The organism is Streptomyces sp. NPDC042364 (genome assembly GCF_056437585.1).
The window spans coordinates 59,010-76,463 of record NZ_JBWKAJ010000013.1 but is presented as its reverse complement, the minus strand read 5'-3'; the positions used below and the strand labels follow the sequence as shown (position 1 = coordinate 76,463).

Annotated in this window: 18 protein-coding genes; 6 read left to right on the top strand and 12 right to left on the bottom strand. The window is 70.9% G+C overall.

What is annotated here, in order from left to right; genetic code table 11:
- Positions 1-90: 90 nt before the first annotated feature.
- The 8 genes from ccsB to AC067N_RS24840 form a co-directional block, all read right to left on the bottom strand.
- On the bottom strand, positions 91-1,182 hold the full coding sequence (gene ccsB, locus AC067N_RS24875; protein WP_478681094.1) for a c-type cytochrome biogenesis protein CcsB: 1,092 nt from the start codon (positions 1,180-1,182) through the stop codon (positions 91-93).
- Complete coding sequence (gene resB / locus AC067N_RS24870; RefSeq protein WP_478681093.1) at positions 1,179-2,876, bottom strand: cytochrome c biogenesis protein ResB; 1,698 nt, start codon at positions 2,874-2,876, stop codon at positions 1,179-1,181. Before resB ends, ccsB begins: the two co-directional genes overlap by 4 nt.
- Before the next feature lie 4 nt (positions 2,877-2,880).
- Positions 2,881-3,678, bottom strand: coding sequence for a cytochrome c biogenesis CcdA family protein (locus tag AC067N_RS24865; protein WP_478681092.1), 798 nt, complete (start codon positions 3,676-3,678; stop codon positions 2,881-2,883).
- A gap of 1 nt (position 3,679) precedes the next feature.
- The gene (locus AC067N_RS24860) at positions 3,680-4,282 is read right to left on the bottom strand and encodes a TlpA family protein disulfide reductase (protein ID WP_478681091.1); all 603 of its coding nucleotides are present in this window, start codon (positions 4,280-4,282) and stop codon (positions 3,680-3,682) included.
- 76 nt (positions 4,283-4,358) lie between these two features.
- Positions 4,359-5,633 (bottom strand): polysaccharide deacetylase family protein, encoded by a 1,275-nt coding sequence (locus tag AC067N_RS24855; protein ID WP_478681090.1) that lies wholly within the window; start codon positions 5,631-5,633, stop codon positions 4,359-4,361.
- 457 nt (positions 5,634-6,090) lie between these two features.
- On the bottom strand, positions 6,091-6,765 hold the full coding sequence (locus AC067N_RS24850; RefSeq protein ID WP_478681089.1) for a histidine phosphatase family protein: 675 nt from the start codon (positions 6,763-6,765) through the stop codon (positions 6,091-6,093).
- Positions 6,762-8,081, bottom strand: coding sequence for a glutamate-1-semialdehyde 2,1-aminomutase (gene hemL / locus AC067N_RS24845; protein WP_478681088.1), 1,320 nt, complete (start codon positions 8,079-8,081; stop codon positions 6,762-6,764). The genes AC067N_RS24850 and hemL overlap by 4 nt, the downstream gene beginning before the upstream one ends.
- A gap of 930 nt (positions 8,082-9,011) precedes the next feature.
- On the bottom strand, positions 9,012-9,509 hold the full coding sequence (locus AC067N_RS24840) for a hypothetical protein (protein ID WP_478681087.1): 498 nt from the start codon (positions 9,507-9,509) through the stop codon (positions 9,012-9,014).
- Between the two features lie 27 nt (positions 9,510-9,536).
- Here AC067N_RS24840 and AC067N_RS24835 point away from each other — a divergent pair, with 27 nt between their 5' ends.
- A complete protein-coding gene (locus AC067N_RS24835) occupies positions 9,537-9,974 on the top strand; it encodes a hypothetical protein (protein ID WP_003974483.1) in 438 nt (145 codons plus the stop codon).
- A gap of 487 nt (positions 9,975-10,461) precedes the next feature.
- The gene (locus tag AC067N_RS24830) at positions 10,462-11,889 is read left to right on the top strand and encodes an FG-GAP-like repeat-containing protein (protein WP_478681086.1); all 1,428 of its coding nucleotides are present in this window, start codon (positions 10,462-10,464) and stop codon (positions 11,887-11,889) included.
- Between the two features lie 75 nt (positions 11,890-11,964).
- Here the strand turns inward: AC067N_RS24830 and AC067N_RS24825 are convergent, their stop codons facing one another.
- A complete protein-coding gene (locus tag AC067N_RS24825; protein ID WP_478681085.1) occupies positions 11,965-12,261 on the bottom strand; it encodes a GntR family transcriptional regulator in 297 nt (98 codons plus the stop codon).
- Positions 12,262-12,419: 158 nt separating this feature from the next.
- On the opposite strand from AC067N_RS24825, the gene AC067N_RS24820 reads away from it, so the two are divergent.
- Together AC067N_RS24820 and AC067N_RS24815 are read left to right on the top strand one after the other, a co-directional pair.
- Positions 12,420-12,788 carry a hypothetical protein gene (locus tag AC067N_RS24820; RefSeq protein WP_478681084.1) on the top strand — a complete coding sequence of 123 codons (369 nt, stop codon included), beginning with the start codon at positions 12,420-12,422 and terminating at the stop codon, positions 12,786-12,788.
- Positions 12,788-13,144, top strand: coding sequence for a hypothetical protein (locus AC067N_RS24815; RefSeq protein ID WP_478681083.1), 357 nt, complete (start codon positions 12,788-12,790; stop codon positions 13,142-13,144). The genes AC067N_RS24820 and AC067N_RS24815 overlap by 1 nt, the downstream gene beginning before the upstream one ends.
- Positions 13,145-13,378: 234 nt before the next feature.
- On the opposite strand, the gene AC067N_RS24810 is transcribed toward AC067N_RS24815, so the two are convergent.
- Positions 13,379-13,975: a hypothetical protein gene (locus AC067N_RS24810; protein ID WP_478681082.1), complete on the bottom strand. Its 597-nt coding sequence runs from the start codon at positions 13,973-13,975 to the stop codon at positions 13,379-13,381.
- Between the two features lie 141 nt (positions 13,976-14,116).
- Between AC067N_RS24810 and AC067N_RS24805 the strand changes: the two genes are divergently transcribed.
- A complete protein-coding gene (locus AC067N_RS24805) occupies positions 14,117-14,512 on the top strand; it encodes a TOBE domain-containing protein (RefSeq protein ID WP_478681081.1) in 396 nt (131 codons plus the stop codon).
- Positions 14,513-14,521: 9 nt separating this feature from the next.
- Here the strand turns inward: AC067N_RS24805 and AC067N_RS24800 are convergent, their stop codons facing one another.
- Both AC067N_RS24800 and AC067N_RS24795 read right to left on the bottom strand, forming a co-directional pair.
- Positions 14,522-15,364 carry a hypothetical protein gene (locus AC067N_RS24800; protein ID WP_478681080.1) on the bottom strand — a complete coding sequence of 281 codons (843 nt, stop codon included), beginning with the start codon at positions 15,362-15,364 and terminating at the stop codon, positions 14,522-14,524.
- 321 nt (positions 15,365-15,685) lie between these two features.
- On the bottom strand, positions 15,686-16,177 hold the full coding sequence (locus AC067N_RS24795; RefSeq protein WP_478681079.1) for an ATP-binding protein: 492 nt from the start codon (positions 16,175-16,177) through the stop codon (positions 15,686-15,688).
- 407 nt (positions 16,178-16,584) lie between these two features.
- Between AC067N_RS24795 and AC067N_RS24790 the strand changes: the two genes are divergently transcribed.
- The gene (locus AC067N_RS24790; RefSeq protein WP_478681078.1) at positions 16,585-17,451 is read left to right on the top strand and encodes a transglutaminase domain-containing protein; all 867 of its coding nucleotides are present in this window, start codon (positions 16,585-16,587) and stop codon (positions 17,449-17,451) included.
- Positions 17,452-17,454: the final 3 nt, after the last annotated feature.

Sequence of the window (17,454 nt, the reverse complement as noted above, 5' to 3'; positions counted from 1 at the left end):
GCCCTCCCCCTGTCCGTACACCGAAGGCCGGTTCCCATGACCCATGTCACAAGGGAACCGGCCTTCGGTGTGCGGCGGCTGTACGTGCGGTCAGCCGACGTCGGCGTAGGAGTGCTTGCCGCTGACGAAGATGTTGACGCCGTAGTAGTTGAACAGCCAGCAGGCGAAGGCGATGAGCGCGATGTACGCGGCCTTGCGGCCCTTCCAGCCGGCGGTGGCGCGGGCGTGCAGGTAGCCGGCGTAGGCGACCCAGGTGATGAACGACCAGGTCTCCTTGGGGTCCCAGCCCCAGTAGCGGCCCCACGCGTCGCCCGCCCAGATGGCGCCCGCGATGATCGTGAACGTCCACAGCGGGAAGACGGCGGCGTTGACGCGGTACGAGAACTTGTCGAGGGACGTCGAGGCGGGCAGCCGCTCCATGACGGAGGTCGCGAACCGGCCCGGCCGGCCGCCGCTCGCCAGCTTGCTCTCGTAGGAGTCCTTGAACAGGTACAGGATCGTGCCGACCGCGCCCACGTAGAAGACGGCGCCGCAGAAGATCGCGGTGGAGACGTGGATGTACAGCCAGTACGAGTGGAGGGCGGGCACCAACTGGTCGCTGGCGGTGTACAGGACGGTGACGGCGAGACCGAGGTCGAGGAGGACCGTGGTGATCAGCGGCAGGCCCAGCCAGCGCGCGTTCTTCTTCAGCGCGAGCAGCGCGAGGTACACCCCGACGGCCACGGTGGAGAAGGTGATGTTGAACTCGTACATGTTGCCCCACGGCGCCCGCTGCACCGAGAGCGCCCGCGCGAGCACACCGGCGGCCTCGACGGCCCAGGCCAGCACGGTGAGGGACACGGCGATACGGCCGTAGAGGTCGCCCTGCTCGTCCCCGCCGTGGGCGCCGGGCCCGTCCGGGACGTCCCGCGCACCGGCGGCTGCCCGTACGACCACCCTGGGCCGCTCCAGAACGGAGGTGCCGCCGGCCGACTTCACGGTCACCGCGGGCGCGTCCGCCTTCTTCGCCGCGTCGGACCCGGCGGTGAGCGCGGCGGCCGTCCGGCCCACCTTGCTGCGGCTGCCGAAGAGCCATTCGGCGATGTACGCGAAGAAGGCCAGCGTGTACACGGCCATCGCGGAGTAGATCAGCGTGTTGCTGAGGTTCGCGAGGTTTTCGTTGGTCGCGGCGGCGAGAGTCACTTCTCAGGCCCTTCGGCAGTGACGACTGAGGGTTCGGAGTCGGGGTCGGGTTGGTTGTCGGGCGCGGTCGGAGCCTCGTCGTGGATCAGCGCGGCGAGGTCGCCCAGCTCCTCCGGCACCTTCGCCGACTCGCTGCGGCCGAGGCCCGCCATCTCGACCACGGTCACCCCGTCGGCGCCGGCGACCGCGCGGACCCACACCCGGCGGCGCTGGATGAAGAGCGACCCGGCGAGACCGAGGATCGCGGTGATCGCGCCGGCCAGGGCCCAGCCGCTGCCGGGCTGCTGGGTCACCTGGAAGCCGGCCCACTCCTTGACCCCGTTGAACGTGATGGTGCCCGCCCCGTTCGGCAGGGTCATGGACTCGCCGATCTCCAGGTTCTCCCGCACCTGCGCGCCCTTGGAGTCCCGGAACGCCTTCAGCTTCGACTTGTCGAGCTGGTACACGCTCTGCGGCAGCCCCGCGTTGACCCGCAGATCACCGTGGTACGGCGTCAGGTTCAGCCGCGGATTCAGCAGCGCGGGGAACTGCGAGACCACCGCCGAGTCCGCGCCGCCGTACGTCGGGAGGAAGAACGCCTGGATACCGAGCTGGTCCCACTTGCCCTTGGCGTCCCGGTAGCCGTCCATCACCTTGATGGCGCCGGTGGAGGTGACGTTGGAGTCCAGCGGCAGCAGCGGCACCGCGTCCTCGAAGACGACCTTGCCCCGGCCGTCCTTGATGGTGATGACGGGCGCGTAGCCGTGGCTGACGAGGTAGACCTTGGAGTCGTCGATCTCCAGCGGCTTGTTGACCTCGATCCTGGTGGCCTTCTCCGCGCCGTCCGCGCCGACGGCGTAGTCGACGCTCGCCTCGTAGACCCGCGGGGTGCCCTTGTTCGGCCCGGTGGCCTCGTAGGTGCCGCGGAAGTTCTTGAGGTCGAAGCTGAACGGGTCGAGGTCGTCGGCGGTGAACAGGTTGCCGGACTTGAAGTCGTCGTACTGGGGCAGGACGTTGGAGAACCCGTCGCCCTCCACGATCAGTTTGTTGCCCTCGGACCTGTAGAGCTGGCCCCAGGCGAAGGCGATGAGCATCACGATCAGCGCGAGGTGGAAGGCCAGGTTGCCGGCCTCCCGGAGGTAGCCCTTCTCGGCGGCGACCGCGTCCCCCGCGACATGGGCGCGGAACCGGCGACGCTTCAGCGCCTTCAGCGCGACCTCGCGGACCTGCTCCGGGGTGGCCGCCGTGCGCCAGGTCGCGTACGCGGGCATGCGCGTCAGCCGCTTCGGCGCGCCCGGCGGGCGGCCGCGGAGCTGGCCGACGAACTGCCAGGTGCGGGGCACGATGCAGCCGATGAGCGAGATGAACAGCAGGATGTAGATCGCGGAGAACCACACCGAGCTGTAGACGTGGAACAGCCCGAGCTTCTCGTAGACCGGGCCCAGGGTGTCGTGCCGCTCCATGAAGTCGGCGACCCGGGTCTCGTCCTGTCCGCTCTGCGGGACCAGGGAGCCGGGGATCGCCGCGAGCGACAGCATGAACAGCAGCAGCAGCGCGACCCGCATGGAGGTCAGCTGCCGCCAGAACCAGCGGGCCCAGCCGATCACCCCCAGCTGGGGCACGTTGAGGGTGTCCTCCTGCGGGGCGGTGGACAGCCGCGAGCCGACGACGTCGAGTTCGCCGTCGTCGCGCTTGCCGGAGTCGGTCGTCGTCATTGGCTCAGATCCCGGGGGTGAAGCTGGAGGACCAGACCTGCATCTCCTGCACGATGCGGTCCCACGCGCCGGTCAGCATCAGCACTCCGATGGTGATCATCATGCCGCCGCCGATGCGCAGCACCCACGCGTAGTGCCGCTTGACCCAGGTGAAGGCGCCGAGCGCCTTGCGGAAGGCCACCGCGGCGAGCACGAAGGGCAGGCCCAGCCCCAGACAGTACGCCACCATCAACAGGGCGCCGCGCACGGCGCTGCCCTCCTGCATCGCGAGGACGTTCACGGCGGCGAGGGTCGGGCCGATGCAGGGGACCCAACCTATGCCGAAGAGCGCGCCGAGGACCGGGGCACCCACCAGCCCCGCGGTCGGCTTGGTGTGGAAGCGGAACTCGCGCTGGGTGAGCCAGGGCATGAGCCCCATGAAGAAGAGGCCCATGAAGATCATGAGCCCGCCGAGGACCTTGGCCAGCACGTCCTGGTGTTCCAGCAGCGTCCGGCCGAAGTACCCGAAGAGCGCCCCGCTGGAGACGAACACCGCGGTGAACCCGAGCACGAACAGCCCGGCCCCGGCCGCCATCCGCCCCTTGCGGGCGTCCGCGAGATCGGTGCCGCCGACGCCGGTGACGTAGGACAGATAGCCGGGGACGAGGGGCAGGACGCAGGGCGAGAAGAAGGAGACGAGGCCGCCGAGCAGGGCGATCGGCAGCGCGAGCAGCAGGGCCCCGCTGGAGACGGTCTCGGTGAGGTCGGCGGCGTTGGTGGTGACGGCGGTGTTCAGCACGGCCGCGGTCGTCGGTCCCGGCACGTCACTTCTCCGCGAGGACGGGCTTGAGCATCTTGCGCAGCAGTTCCTCGGTGAGCGGCGTCTGGGCCCGCGCCGCGAGCTTGCCCTCCCGGTCGACGACGATCGTCGAGGGGATGAGCTGCGGGTTGAGCGTGCCCTTCTCGAAGCGGAGCAGCAGCTTGCCGGTGGGGTCGTAGAGGCTCGGGTAGGTGACCTTGAACTCTTCCTCGAAGGCCAGCGCGGGGCGGGTGCTGGTGTCGCGGGTGTTGATGCCGACGAACTGCACACCCTGGCCGGCGAGGTCCTTGGAGACCTTGACGAAGTTGGTCGCCTCCGCGCGGCACGGCGGGCACCAGGAGCCCCAGACGTTCAGGACGACGATCTTGCCCTTGTAGGCGGAGGCCACATCGAGTGTGCCGCCGTCGATGGTCTTGCCGGCGAGCCTGGGCGCGGTGGCCCGCTCCCCCTTCTTCACGGTCGCGATGCCGTCGGAGCCGGCCACGAACCCGGTACCGCCGCCACCGCCCTCGATGCCTCCGCCCGAACAGGCGGACAGCGCCAGCGCCAGGGCGGCGGCCCCGGCGGAGAGCAAAGCGGCACGACTGCGGCTCGTACGGACACTCATGTGAAAAGTTTCGCATGCCCGTTTCATCGACCGGCGGCGGGGTCGAGCAGCCCGGCCGGGCCCGCTTCCGCCGAGGTCAGGCGGTCGAGCCCGTCTTGAGGAACTCCTTCCAGCCCCCCGCCGGCTTCTGCCCGACCCCGAGGGTCCGGAGCTTGTCGAGGACGTCCGGCTTCTGTACGTCCAGCCAGTCGACGAACTGCCGGAAGGAGACGATCCGGATCTCCCCGTCCTTGGCCTTCTCCTTGGCCCGGGCGATGTGCTTGAGGGCTCCCTCGACGGCGTCCATGTAGACCCCGCCGTTCCACTCCTCGAAGTGGTTGCCTATGAACAGCGGTGCCCGGTTCGTCTCGAACGCCCGCTGGAATCCGGCCACGTACGCGCCGGTGGCCTGGGTGCGGTACGCCGGGTAGTTGGCGGGCGGGGCCTGGGTGGAGTTCTGGGACTGGTTGAACATGATGTTGTAGTCCATCGACAGGACCTCGAAGCTGCGGCCCGGGAACGGCACGGACTGCAACGGCAGGTCCCAGATGCCCTGCTTCTTCCGGGGCCAGACCTGGAGGCCGCCGGGCGAGGAGGAGTCGTAGCGCCAGCCCAGCTCGCGCGCGGTGGGCAGCAGGTTCTCCTGCCCGAGGAGACAGGGGGTGCGTCCGCCGACCAGTTCCTTCTCGTAGTCGAAGGGCAGCGGGTCGAGGTCGGTCCAGCCGCTGTTCGTCTTCCACTCCGTCACGAACGACTTGGCCTGCTCTATCTCGCTGCGCCACTGCTTGGGCGTCCACTTGCCGACCGAGCCGAAGCCGTCGCCGCAGAAGTGGCCGTTGAAGTGCGTGCCTATCTCGTGGCCGTCGAGCCAGGCCGTCCGCAGGTGCTTCAGCGTCGACCTGATGTGCCCGTCGGTGAGATAGCCGATGTCGGAGGCGCCGGGCGCGTTGTTCGGCGGGAGGTACTTGCGCTTCTTCGACTCGGGGAGGAGGTAGATCCCGGAGAGGAAGAACGTCATGTGGGCGTCGTGGTCCCGCCCGGCCTTCAGGAACCGCTCGAACAGGCCGTTCCCGACGTCGCCCGCGCCGTCCCAGGAGAACACCACGAACTGCGGCGGCGTCTCGCCCGGCGCCAACGGCCGCGGCTTCTCCGGCTGGTTCGGCTGCTTGCCGGTGTGAGCGGTCGAGCCGTCCCCGATCGGCTTCACCTTCTTCTCCGGCGTCCCGCGGCCCTTGCCGCCGCCTCCGGCACCCCCGGAGTCACCGTCCTCGGTGGGCTTGCCCCCGAACCCCGTACCGCAGCCGGTCAACCCGAGTCCGGCGGCGGCCCCCGCCCCGAGCCCGAGCAATCCCCTTCGCGACATTTGGCGCATTGCGTCCCCCTTGTTCAGGTCACGCCCCGCTCGACGTGAAGCACACCGTTCTAGAGGTCAGGGGAATCACCAGGGTTCCGCCGATCTGCCATATATTGCAGAGACTTTGACCGAAAACGGTTGCATGCGCCCTCTGCACGCCTCACGCCGAAGCGCACGCCGGGGGCACACGCGTAGGTACGACCCCCCGAACAAGAGAGCACGCCTCATAGGACAGACGTACGGACCGCAGGGTTCCAGTTGATCAAGACCAACGCGAAGCGGGTCGGTCGGGGGCACAGGGAACCGCACGCTTGTCAGGGCCGCGAGGGACGGCGGGCGCCATGGGGGCCGAGGGCAACCGCACGCTTCAAAGGGGCGCGGGGAACTGCGCGACCAGCCACGACGGCCCCGCAGTCACCCACCGACCCCAGTCACCCGGCACCTCTGGAGGCACCCGGCAACCCCAGCGGAGCGCTCACGCCCCGAACGCCTTGCCCTTCCCCTTCACCGGCTTGGCCCCGGCCAGCAGATGCGGCGGCACCAGATCCCGCGCCGGCTCGCTGTACCCCACCGACACGATCCTGTCGCCCTGGTACGTGAACGTGGTCAGGGACGCCAGCGTGCACTGCCGCCGCCGCGGGTCGTGCCACAGCCGCCGCCGCTCGACGTACGACCGGACGATCCAGATCGGCAGCTGGTGCGAGACGAGCACGGCCTCGTGCCCGCGCGCCGCGTCCTTCGCCGCGTCCAGCGCCCCCATCATCCGGACCACCTGGTCGACGTACGGCTCACCCCAGGACGGCCTGAAGGGGTTCACCAGGTGCTTCCAGTTCTCCGGCCGCTTCAGCGCGCCGTCACCGACACCGAAGGTCTTGCCCTGGAAGACGTTGTCGGCCTCGATGAGCCGCGCGTCGGTCGCGAGGTCCAGCCCGTGCGCCTTGGCGATCGGCGTCGCCGTCTCCTGCGCCCGCTCCAGCGGCGACGCCACGACATGGGTCACGTCACGGCCGGCCAGGTGCTCGGCGACCCGGTCGGCCATGCGGCGCCCGAGGTCGGAGAGGTGGTACCCGGCCAGCCGCCCGTACAGAATCCCGTCCGGGTTGGCGACCTCGCCGTGCCGCATCAGGTGGACGACGGTGATGTCACTCATGCTGCCGTGGCCTCCGCTGCCGCTCGCGCCGCCGCCGGAAGGGCGTCGGCGATCCTCTGCACCGCCCGCTCGTCGTGTGCGGTGGACACGAACCACGACTCGAACGACGACGGCGGCAGATAGACGCCCTGCGACAGCATCGAGTGGAAGAAGGCGTTGAACCGGAAGGACTCCTGCGCCCTGGCGTCCTCGTAGTTCCGTACGGGGGTGTCCGTGAAGAACACGGAGAACATGTTGGAGGCGTTCTGCAGCGTGTGCGCGACGCCCTCCTTGGTGAGCGCCTCCGTGACGAGCCCCTGGATCTGCAGGGACACCGCGTCGACGACCTCGTACGCCGCGTCGTCCAGGAGCCGCAGCTGCGCGAGCCCGGCGGCCGTGGCGACCGGGTTCCCGGAGAGCGTGCCGGCCTGGTAGACGGGCCCGGCGGGCGCGAGGTACGCCATCACGTCGGCCCGGCCGCCGAACGCGGCCGCGGGGAAGCCGCCGCCCATGACCTTGCCGAAGGTCATCAGGTCGGGGACGACCCCGTCGATCCCGAACCAGCCGGCCCTGCTGGTGCGGAAGCCCGTCATGACCTCGTCGGAGATGTACAGGGCCCCGTTCTCGGAGCAGACGTCCTTGAGCCCCTGGTTGAAGCCGGGCAGGGGCGGTACGACGCCCATGTTGCCCGGGGACGCTTCGGTGATCACGCAGGCGATCTCGCCGGGGTGGGCGGCGAAGGCGGAGCGTACGGCGTCGAGGTCGTTGTAGGGGAGGACGATGGTGTCGCCGGCCTGTGCGCCGGTGACACCGGGGGTGTCCGGCAGCGCGAAGGTGGCGACTCCCGACCCGGCCGCGGCCAGCAGCGAGTCGACGTGGCCGTGGTAGCAGCCGGCGAACTTGACGACCTTGGCGCGGCCGGTGAAGCCGCGGGCGAGCCGGATCGCGGACATCGTGGCCTCGGTCCCGCTGGAGACGAGCCGCACCCGCTCCAGCGGCCCGACGCGGTCGACCATCTCCTCGGCGAGCGCCACCTCGCCCTCGCCGGGGGTGCCGAAGGAGGTACCGCGCGAGACGGCCTCCTGGACGGCGGCGATGACCTCGGGGCGGGAGTGGCCGAGGATCATGGGCCCCCAGGAGCACACGAGATCGACGTACTCACGACCGTCGGCGTCGGTCAGATAGGGACCGGTGCCGGACACCATGAACCGGGGCGTACCGCCCACGGCGCGGAAGGCGCGCACGGGAGAGTTCACGCCGCCGGGCGTGACGGCCGCCGCGCGCTCGAAGAGAGTCTGCGAAACCGGGGCTTCGTATGAATAGGGTCCCTGGGGCATGACCTGCGCTTTCTCCAACTCTTCCGACTCCGTCGCTGGTGCTGCCGTCAGCGTAGGCCAGCGCTCGCCGGCCACTGCGCGGAAGATCTCAGCCACGGGGCCGTCGGCGAACCGACCTCCGAGACGATGCCCGCGCCTCGTCCTTCGACGGTCTGAGAGACTGGGGCTTCGTACGGATAGCTCACACAGGCCATGGTGTCAGAGGCTCCGAAGATCCTGTCGACTGGTGTTTCCGCGCACGTTTCGGCGAGCGGTCGCGGGGGAGGTCACTGACACGATGATCGGGTTGCGCGGCGGGGATCACGTGGCCCAGAAATGCGTTCGGGTGGAGATATGCATCGCGGTGGCGGACTGGGCGAGGGGACCGGTGACCTCGGTCCTCGTCGTGCCCGGCGGGGAAGGCACCGGCGCGAGGCGGAGGAGACTGCGGAGACTTCACGACAGGAGCGGGGCGGGTCCGGGGCGTCCGGCGCCACGGCCGGCGGAGCGAGCGGACCGGGCGGATCGGCCGGATCGGCCGGATCGGCCGGATCGGCCGGGTCGAGCGCCTCGGCCGGTCCCGTCGGTCCGGTCGGCTCGGGTACGTCGTCGAGCGGTCCCGGTGGTGTGACCGGGTCCGGCGCCCAGGGCGGCGCGGGTGGCGGGCCGGGCACTCAGGGCGGAGCCGCGGACACCGGGTCCGCGGGTGCCACGGGGCCCCTGCGCGGTCTGGGCCCGCTCGGTTCCCTGGGGGCGCTCGGCTCCCGGAGGTCTAGGGGCGGGCAGGGGGCGCAGGGAGCCCGGGGCGCTCAGTCGCCGTCGGGTTCGCCGCCGCCGGCGCCGTCGGGGCCCCCGCCGCAGCCCCCGCTCGGTGGCGCACCGCAGCCGCCTCGGTCCCCGCAGTCACAGCAGTCACCTCAGTTGCCGTCGACCCCCCAAGGGTCGCCGGGGTCACAGCCCCCGTACGCTCCGCCCGGCCCGCGGGGCGTGTACGGTCCGCAGGGTGCGCACGGCACCCACGAGACCCAGGACCAGCAGCACCCGGCCGACGGGTCCGTCGGCATGCCCGGACGGGACGGCGCCGACGATCCGCAGCAGGAGGGTTCGCGCTTCTCGCGCCGCCGGCGTGCCGCACGCAGCGGTTCCGACCATCTTGAGAGCGGTTCCGAGCGCACCGAGAGCGGTCCTGACCGGCCGGGGAGCGGTTCCGACCGGGTCGAGCGCGGTGGTGGCGACCGCATCCAGGGCGGCGGCCCTGAGCGGATCGGGCGGCGCAGCCGTATGGAGGGTATGGACCGTATGGATCGCGCCGAGCATGTGGATCGTGTCAATCGTGACGGAATGGATCAGACGGGCCAGACGGACCGGCCTGACGCCGTCGACCGTGAGAGCCGTGCGGCGCGCCGACGCCGCGCGGACCGCCTCGACCAGGTGGTCAACCGGCTCCATACGGCCGGGAGCAGGAATGGTGGTCGGGTGGGGGTGACGTACAAGTACTTCGGCGCGCCCGACGGCGCGACCGCGGCCCGCGTCCCGATCTCGATGCGCCCCGAGGAACTCGGCGGCGACGAGCTCGGTATGAACGGCATGTTCACCAAGATCAAGCCGGAGACGATGGCCGCGATGGTGCTGACCGGCATCGAGGGCGTCCCCCTGCACAAGGTCCCGCCGCTGGAACTGGTCGTCCTGCACCCCGACTACGCGGTCGTGAAGCTGCCGATGACCGTCGTGGACCCGCTGCGCGGCATCGGCGAGGAAGCGGTCGGCGCGGCGGCCTTCATCTGGTCCACGGTCCCGGACCGAGGCGGCCCCCGCGACGCGTTCAACGTGTACCAACTGCTCCACGAGTGGCAGGACTTCAGCCATCGGTTGCATGAGGCGGGGCATCAGCCGTACTGCCTTGTGTGGCCGTGAGCCGGGGTTTCACCGGTTTCGGGCGGGGTTCTCGGACCCCGCCTTCGTCATGTGCCGGGAGGGGCCGTCAGGCGCCAGGGCACATCGAGGGCACATGGGTTTGGACGAGGCACTGAGCCGCAGACCGAACGCCCCTACGCCCACCACCTCCGACAGGCAGCCCCCGGACACACCGAGCGCCTCCTGACCGACACCGCCTGGGACGCCCCGGCCACCGGGCTCGCCGAGCCGTTCGGCCGGTGAGCATTTTCAGAGCGCCCACCGGAGCCACTCCAGCCGGTGGAGCGTCATCGGCGTGCGTCAGGGCCTGGGGTTGCGCGTCACCACGTCGGTCGGCTTGGGGTCGTGCTCGACGCGGTCGCGAGGTGGACGGGCGCCGTACTCGATGGAACGTCCGTGTCTCGCAACGGAGTTCCTGCGGTGTACAACCTTCACTCGAAGTGGTCCGTCTCCCGTGACGTCACACACGTTCCGCACAGGAGGCACAGTGCCCCGCCGCACTCTCACCGCCGCGATCGCCGTCACCGCGCTCGCGACCCCCCTCGCGCTCTTCGCCACCTCCGGCACGGCGTCGGCCGTGCCCGTGCCGCCCCGCACGCCGATGACCGACTTCAACCACGACGGACACGCCGACCTCGCGGTCGCGGCGCCCTTCGGCACCGTCGGCGGTGTGGAGAAGGCCGGCTACGTCTCGGTCGTGTACGGCACCGCCTCCGGGCCCGGAACGGCGCGCCACCAGATGATCAGCCGGGCCACTCCCGGCGTTCCCGGCGACCTCCAGGGCACCTTCGCCTTCGGAGTCCAGACGCTTCCCGGTGACCTCGACGGCGACTCGTACACCGACCTGCTCGTGGCGAGCGGCGGCGACGACGGCGAGCCGACCGTGCTGTGGGGCTCCAAGGACGGCCTTACCGGCCAGAACACCGTTCTGCCGTACCGGTACTCCGAGTTCGCCCTCGGTGACTTCAACGGCGACGGCAAGCGCGACCTCGTCGTGAACTCCGACCCGAGCGACGACCCGGACGTGTCCGGGATGACGATCCATTACGGCCCGTTCACCCGCGACGGCAAGACGCGCACCCAGGACAGCATCACCACGGATGACGGCCCCTCGGGTCTGCGCTCCTTCATCACCGGTGACCTCACGGGCGACGGCGTCGACGACATCGTCACCACGCACGGCTTCGAGGAGATGCAGCACGAGGCCCGCTTCTGGAAGGGGTCGAGGACCGGCGTCGGCCACACCTCCAAGGCCCTCGGCACGGCGTACAGCGGCACCGTCGGCGATGTCGACGGCGACGGCTACGGCGACCTGATCACCCGCGACATCGGCTCCGTCACCGAGGTCATCGACTCCGACCCGGGCAGCATCACCATCCAGTACGGCGGCTCCACCGGGCCGAGCAACACGCGCAAGAAGGTCATCACCCAGGCCACCGCGGGGGTTCCCGGGGCGAGCGAGGCGGACGACGCCTTCGGCGCGTCCCTCAGCGCCGGTGACGTGAACGGCGACGGCAGGGCGGAGGTCGCGGTCGGCGTTCCCGGCGAGAGCCTCGACGCCGCCACCGGTACCGGCGCGGTGATCCTGCTCAAGGGCGCGTCCAAGGCCGCCGGTGGCATGACCGGCAAGGGCGCGATCGCCTACAACCAGTCCACGGCGGGCGTGCCGGGTGTCTCCGAGTCGGGCGACGACTTCGGCCGCCAGGTGAGCCTCTCCGACCTGAACAGGGACGGCAAGGCGGACCTGACCGCGACGGCCCCCGGCGAGGACGGTGCCTTCGCCGACTCGGGCGCCCTGTGGAACCTCTACGGCTCCGCGAGCGGCCTGACCACGACGGGCGCCGGCACGCTCAGCCCCGTGAAGCTCGGTGCGCCCGAGCAGGACGCCGGGTTCGGCCACACGCTCGGCGGCTGACGCCCTTCTTCTCTCTCGCCGTCGGTCCCCCGCCGAAGCGCCGCGAGGCTGCGGGGGCCGCGTCGCCCGGCCCCTTCAGGCGTCCGTCGCGCCCTCTCCGGCCGCGTGGCCGGGCGGTTGCTCGACGACGAATGAGCCCTTGCCGCGCACCGTGACGATCAACCCGCGCTCGCGGAGTTCCAGCGCGGCACGTCGCGCGGTGAGTCGGGCCACGCCGTACTCATCGGCAAGGTGGTTCTCCGAGGGGATGGGCCGGTCCGGCGCCAGTTCCCCGGACTCGATTTTCCCTGCGATGACGTCGGCCAACTGAACATAGAGCGGTCTGGCACTCATGGGGTCCAGCGTGATCTTCGGCTCTTCCCTGTCGCTCATACGTCCAACGTAGAGCGGCAGTGACCTCCACTATCGGGTGGATCCCTCTGCACTTGTATACAGAGGGATGCATACAGGTATAGCGTCGAAGACGTAAAGACCCCGGCGAGGTGGCTAGACCTCCCGGGGCATGGCCAACGCTTACCAGGAGCGTCGACATGCACGACCTTATCCGCCACACCCTCGAACGGCTGCGTCTTCTCCTCGCGCCGGGCACGGGCAGACGGCGCCGCCCGCAGCACCGCCCTCGCCTCTGCCTCCACCTCACCGTTGTACGGCGCCCCTCCGCGCCCCTGGCTCCGCCACCCTCCGCTCCCCCGCCCCCGCACCTGCCCCGTCATCGCTCGCCCTACGGCCTCGTCACGTCCATCGACGGCGCCACCTCCCCGCTCGTGCGCCCCTACCTCGCCACCCATGAGCGGGAAGCGACCCTCCGGGAACGTCGTCGTCTCGCCCTCGTCCTCGCCGCGGACTTCGGGATCGACCTCGGCCGCCACCTGATAGGTGCCCAGGAGGTGGCCGCCTGATGGAACCCCTGACCAACCTCAGCCTGCTGCCCTGGCCGTCGCCCGGCGGCAACCCCAGTCACCTGGTCACCGACGGGGGCGCCGGGTACGTCTCCCGCCTCGCCGACGAGATGGAGGCCGCGCAACTGGCCACCGGCGCCGACGTGCTCGGCCTCGCCCGCAGGGTGCTGGACGACCCCGCGTCGCCGTACACCGAGGTCCGCTACGCCGGCCTCCGGCTCGCCGAATGCCTCACCGACGCCCTGCGCGTCGCCGAGTCCCGGGGCCTGCGCCTGCCCGGACCGGGGACCGAGAACGTCGAGGGTGCCGACGGCGTCGAGGAGGCCGGTACGACCGAGCGCCACGCATCGCCGTAGTCCGGCGCCGGCGGCCAACCCGGATCCCGTTCCGGCCGTGACCACGTCGAACGGCCGGAACGGGATCCGGCATTCCTTCCCGCCCTTTCACGGTGGCCCTTTCGGGCAGTGCCCTCATCGCGCAGTGGCTGGAGAGGCAGTTCCGGCCAAGCTCCACCGTTCATAGGGTCGTTGGCGCAGCTATCGCTCACGCGTCACGCCCGGCGAGCACCGGGGCGGGCCGTGCACCGGGTGTCAGGCATACCGCCGCGCGGTGTCGATCCAGGAGCCCTCGTGTCGGTTACTGGTGATTCCCCTGAAGTTGCGGGCAGCGACAACCCCACTCGGCCGACGCTTGGCGTTCGGCGCCGTGCTGAGCAGGACGGACATGGCTGCCGACAACGACTTCATCGCTATGTAGGGCTCGGCTTCAGAGGACGACCAGCGGATCGGTTCTCCTCGCCTGATGCTCCGGCGGACGACTTTGAACGCCTGGCGGACACCGCCGAGCATGTCTATCTCGGCCTCGGTGAGGAAGCGCTCGGCGGCCAGCTTGGCCATGAGCGCCTCGATCTGTCCCTCGGCGGCGGTCGCCCGTTCGAGGCAGCCCCAGCCGACGTGCTCGGGCGCGGTGACAGGTGTGTGGCCGTCTGCCAGGGAGTTCCACGTCTTCCAGACGGCTACGAATTCTCCGTAGAGGCGTTGGAAGTCCTGAGCCGCTGTCAGGTCCATCTCGCGGTTCTTCTTGACCTGTTCCCAGTGATCAGTCACCCGGGTCGTCACGAGCCAACCGCCGCCGAGAGTGACGGCCACCGTGAGCAACGGGGCACCTAATGACTCGATGATCGACATGGATCTCCTTGCCGATGGTGACGAGTGGTCACCGACAATTGTGCTGCCCCGCTGGTGCAGACAGCGCCGGTCGCGTGTCCTTCTGCGCATGCTGGTCACCGACCACGAGCCGTTCCCCTGACCGGCGCCTATCTTGACCCCATGCAGTCCTACACGATCGGTCAGGCCGCGCGGTTGCTCGGGGTGAGTCCGGACACCGCGCGGCGATGGGCGGATGCGGGCCGGGTGGCGACCCGGCGCGATGACAGCGGGCGTCGGCTCATCGACGGCCGGGATCTCGCGGCGTTCTCCGTGGAGCTGGCCGCCGACGCCGCCGCCGAGGACGACGTCCCCTACACCTCGGCCCGCAACGCGTTCCCCGGAATCGTCACCGCCGTCAGGCTCGGCGACGTGGCCGCGCAGGTGGAGATCCAGGCCGGTCCCCACCGCCTGGTCTCCCTCCTGACGCGGGAGGCCGTGGAGGAGCTGGGACTGGAGGTCGGCGTGGAGGCCACCGCCCGCGTGAAGTCCACGAACGTCCACATCGACCGGACCTGAGCCGGGGCCTCAGGGCCGTTCGAAGTACTGGAGCAGACCGCCGGCGCAGAAGCAGAGCGCGCCGGCGAGGGTGCCCCCGTTGGCGATGTCGGCGTTGACCAGGCTGCCGGTGGCCGGGCGGGTGTAGGCGGCGACGGCCGAGACCATGAAGAGGACGGAGCCGAGCTGGTTCACGGCGACGATCCACCAGCCGAGGTCGCGCGGCAGCAGGCGTGGCCGGCCGTGGCAGATCTCGACGAGGGCGAGGTGGCCGGAGATCAGGAAGAGCACACAGCCGATCACGTCGGGCGTCCAGATCAGACGGTTGATCTGTTGCGTGGTCAGACCCTGCAGGAAGGAGTCGAGCAGGTTGACGCCGAACACCAGGGTGCCGGTGAACAGGACGAACGTGCTCAGCCAGTCGGTTCGCCCCGGCTCATAGCTCCACCATCGCCAGTGGCGCGTGACCAGGGCGCCTTCGCCCCCCGGCACGTGGCGGGGCGCGTTGACCACCTGGAGCAGGGACACATAGCCGCCCGTGTTGAAGCACAGGCCGCCGGCGAAGTAGACCGACGCGCAGATGGTGGCGTCGCCGGAGCTGAACTGGGCGACGGCGGCCCCCGCGGCGAACAGCGCTCCGCCGAGGACGAAGGCGGTGGCGGCGATCGCGTTCAGCCTGCGCAGCCGGGCGACGGAGGTGTGGTCGGCGCTGGCCCGATGGGCGGCGGCCGCTCCGGGCGGGTGGACGGTGATGAGGCCGCGGCGCCGGGCCGGGCGGGATTCCCAGACGGCGGTACCGCCGCCGGGCGGCTGCCATGTGAGCCGCGTGACGAACGGTCCGGCGCCCTCGGCGTGCTGCCCGGACCGTCTCATACGGGCGGAGCGGCGGCGAGGCCGCCCTGTTCCACGGGTCCGTTCAGGGAACGTCCACTCGTCCCTCCCCGCCGCCACTGGGGGCTGTCTCCCGCTTCCCTCATGGCATCTCCCCAGGTCACTGTGGACGGGGCGCCGTCGGCAACGGACCCCTGAACCTTCATCGACTCTGCCAGAGCCGGGGGGAGGCGGCCCGCCGTCGGAGCGCGCGCTGGTCCGATCAGCGGATGGCCGGGCAGCGAGGCCGGGACAACCCCCCGGGGCGACGACGAGCCGGTCCGGGCTCCGCGCGCCGCCGGGTCGGACCCGACCCTGTCCGGCCTACGCGCGCGCCGCCAGGTCGAACCAGACCGCCTTGCCGTCGGGGTGGACCAGGCCGCCGCCGTAGGGGAGGGCGGCGGCCGTGCCCCAGCGGCCCTCGGTGAGGGCGTCCACGAGGTACAGGCCGCGGCCGCCCTCCTCACACCCCTCGGGGGCCAGTTCCCGCATGACCGGCGGGCTCTCGTCACCGTCGTAGACGATCACCCGGACCCGCCAGGTCTCCACCGCCAGCCACAGAACCGATCCTCCACCCTTGGCGTGCACACACGCGTTCGTGACCAGCTCGGAGGTGCACAGTGCGGCCGCGTCGACGAGGTCGTCCAGGCCGAGGGCGCGCAGCACGGTGGCGACGAAATCGCGCGCGATGAGCGGGGAGGTGTCGAGAGGCGGACAGAACAGGGTGTACGTCGTCGCCGCGGGCGAGACCCACGGGGTGGGGGACGGGGCCCGCGGGGAGGGCACGGCGGGGAGGTTCGGGGCGGTATCGGGCATGGCTGACCAACTCCATTGCGGCGAGAAGGGATGGGTGGGTCCCTACCGCGTCTGGCTCCTCCTCGGGTGTCGACGGCCCGGGGCGCACTTTCAACTGGCGGTTCTCAGGGGCTAGTTGCGGACTGGTTGCTCTTTGTTCATCAGTCGGGCACTCTCCGTGAGCACTGGAATGACCGTAGTGGGCACATTTGCACCACCGCAACGGGGTCGCTGGAAGTAGTACGAAAGCGCGTCGCAGGGGAAGCCGACGTGGGGGCCTGGGGGCGGTCGGATCACCGGGCCCCGGGTGCAGGGGGACGGTCATGGGCACGGGCGCGCCCCGTGTGAGGATGGGCCGGGGCGCTCGCCGGGGACGGGTGGGTGCCCGTACGGGGAGCGGCGGGGCCGCACGGGGAACGGGGACGGAGATGACCAGTAGGTTGCTCATGGCGTACGGCGCGCGGGAGAGTCGGGCCGGTGCGGCGGTACGGAGCGCGCAGGACGTACGCGGGTCCACGCGGGCCACGCCCATCCTGGACCACGACGACCCGTTGGTGAGGGCGATCGCGGGCCGGGTGGTGAGCGAGGCGACCCCGCGGGAGGCGCTGCGCGCCGCGCACCGGATCATCGCGCGGGGTGTGCGCCCGGTGTACTCGGTCGAGGACCGGCGCCGGGTCTCCCGGACGCTGCGGCTGGGGCGGGGCTCGTGCAGTCAGCGGATGGCGGCGCTGGAGGCGGTGGCCCGTGCCGTCCGGGTGCGGACGCGGGTACGCGGGCTGCTCGTCGACGGCGCGTTCTGGTATCCGCGGTTCCCGCGGCTCAAGCCGTTCGTGCCGGCGCAGGTCCTGCTGGCCTGGCCGGAGTTCCGGATCGACGGGGCCTGGCTGCCGATCGGCGAACTGTTCACCGGACCCGCAGCGGGCGGGCGGTACACCAACGACGGCGGGGAGACCCTCTTCGACGCGGTGGCCCGCACCGGCATCGCCTGGGACGGCGGGAACCGGGCCGGGGCGAACGCCCAGGACGACGGAAACCCGGCCGGGGCGAACGCCCGGGACGGCGGGAGCCATGTCGGGGCGGGCGCCCGGAGCGGCATGTCCCGGGCCGGAGCACGCGCCTGCGCCGCCGACGGGGGCTCCTGCGACCTGTCCGCCCAGCTGATCGCGGACCTGGGCCATTTCGACGACCGCGACACCCTGTTCGACCGGCACGGCCAGACCCTCTGCCGGACGGCCCGCACCCTGACCGAGCCCGTCCTCGGCCGCTGGACCCCGGGCACCCGCACCACGGCCTGACCG

What these genes read in the sequence shown, in the direction of transcription:
- resB (WP_478681093.1), bottom strand. Translation starts at nt 2,876, where the DNA reads ATGACGACGACCGACTCCGGCAAGCGCGACGACGGCGAACTCGACGTC.
- AC067N_RS24860 (WP_478681091.1), bottom strand. Translation starts at nt 4,282, where the DNA reads ATGAGTGTCCGTACGAGCCGCAGTCGTGCCGCTTTGCTCTCCGCCGGG.
- AC067N_RS24855 (WP_478681090.1), bottom strand. Translation starts at nt 5,633, where the DNA reads ATGCGCCAAATGTCGCGAAGGGGATTGCTCGGGCTCGGGGCGGGGGCC.
- AC067N_RS24850 (WP_478681089.1), bottom strand. Translation starts at nt 6,765, where the DNA reads ATGAGTGACATCACCGTCGTCCACCTGATGCGGCACGGCGAGGTCGCC.
- hemL (WP_478681088.1), bottom strand. Translation starts at nt 8,081, where the DNA reads ATGCCCCAGGGACCCTATTCATACGAAGCCCCGGTTTCGCAGACTCTC.
- AC067N_RS24840 (WP_478681087.1), bottom strand. Translation starts at nt 9,509, where the DNA reads ATGGAGCCGGTTGACCACCTGGTCGAGGCGGTCCGCGCGGCGTCGGCG.
- AC067N_RS24825 (WP_478681085.1), bottom strand. Translation starts at nt 12,261, where the DNA reads ATGAGCGACAGGGAAGAGCCGAAGATCACGCTGGACCCCATGAGTGCC.
- AC067N_RS24820 (WP_478681084.1), top strand. Translation starts at nt 12,420, where the DNA reads ATGCACGACCTTATCCGCCACACCCTCGAACGGCTGCGTCTTCTCCTC.
- AC067N_RS24815 (WP_478681083.1), top strand. Translation starts at nt 12,788, where the DNA reads ATGGAACCCCTGACCAACCTCAGCCTGCTGCCCTGGCCGTCGCCCGGC.
- AC067N_RS24810 (WP_478681082.1), bottom strand. Translation starts at nt 13,975, where the DNA reads ATGTCGATCATCGAGTCATTAGGTGCCCCGTTGCTCACGGTGGCCGTC.
- AC067N_RS24805 (WP_478681081.1), top strand. Translation starts at nt 14,117, where the DNA reads ATGCAGTCCTACACGATCGGTCAGGCCGCGCGGTTGCTCGGGGTGAGT.
- AC067N_RS24800 (WP_478681080.1), bottom strand. Translation starts at nt 15,364, where the DNA reads ATGAGACGGTCCGGGCAGCACGCCGAGGGCGCCGGACCGTTCGTCACG.
- AC067N_RS24795 (WP_478681079.1), bottom strand. Translation starts at nt 16,177, where the DNA reads ATGCCCGATACCGCCCCGAACCTCCCCGCCGTGCCCTCCCCGCGGGCC.
- AC067N_RS24790 (WP_478681078.1), top strand. Translation starts at nt 16,585, where the DNA reads ATGACCAGTAGGTTGCTCATGGCGTACGGCGCGCGGGAGAGTCGGGCC.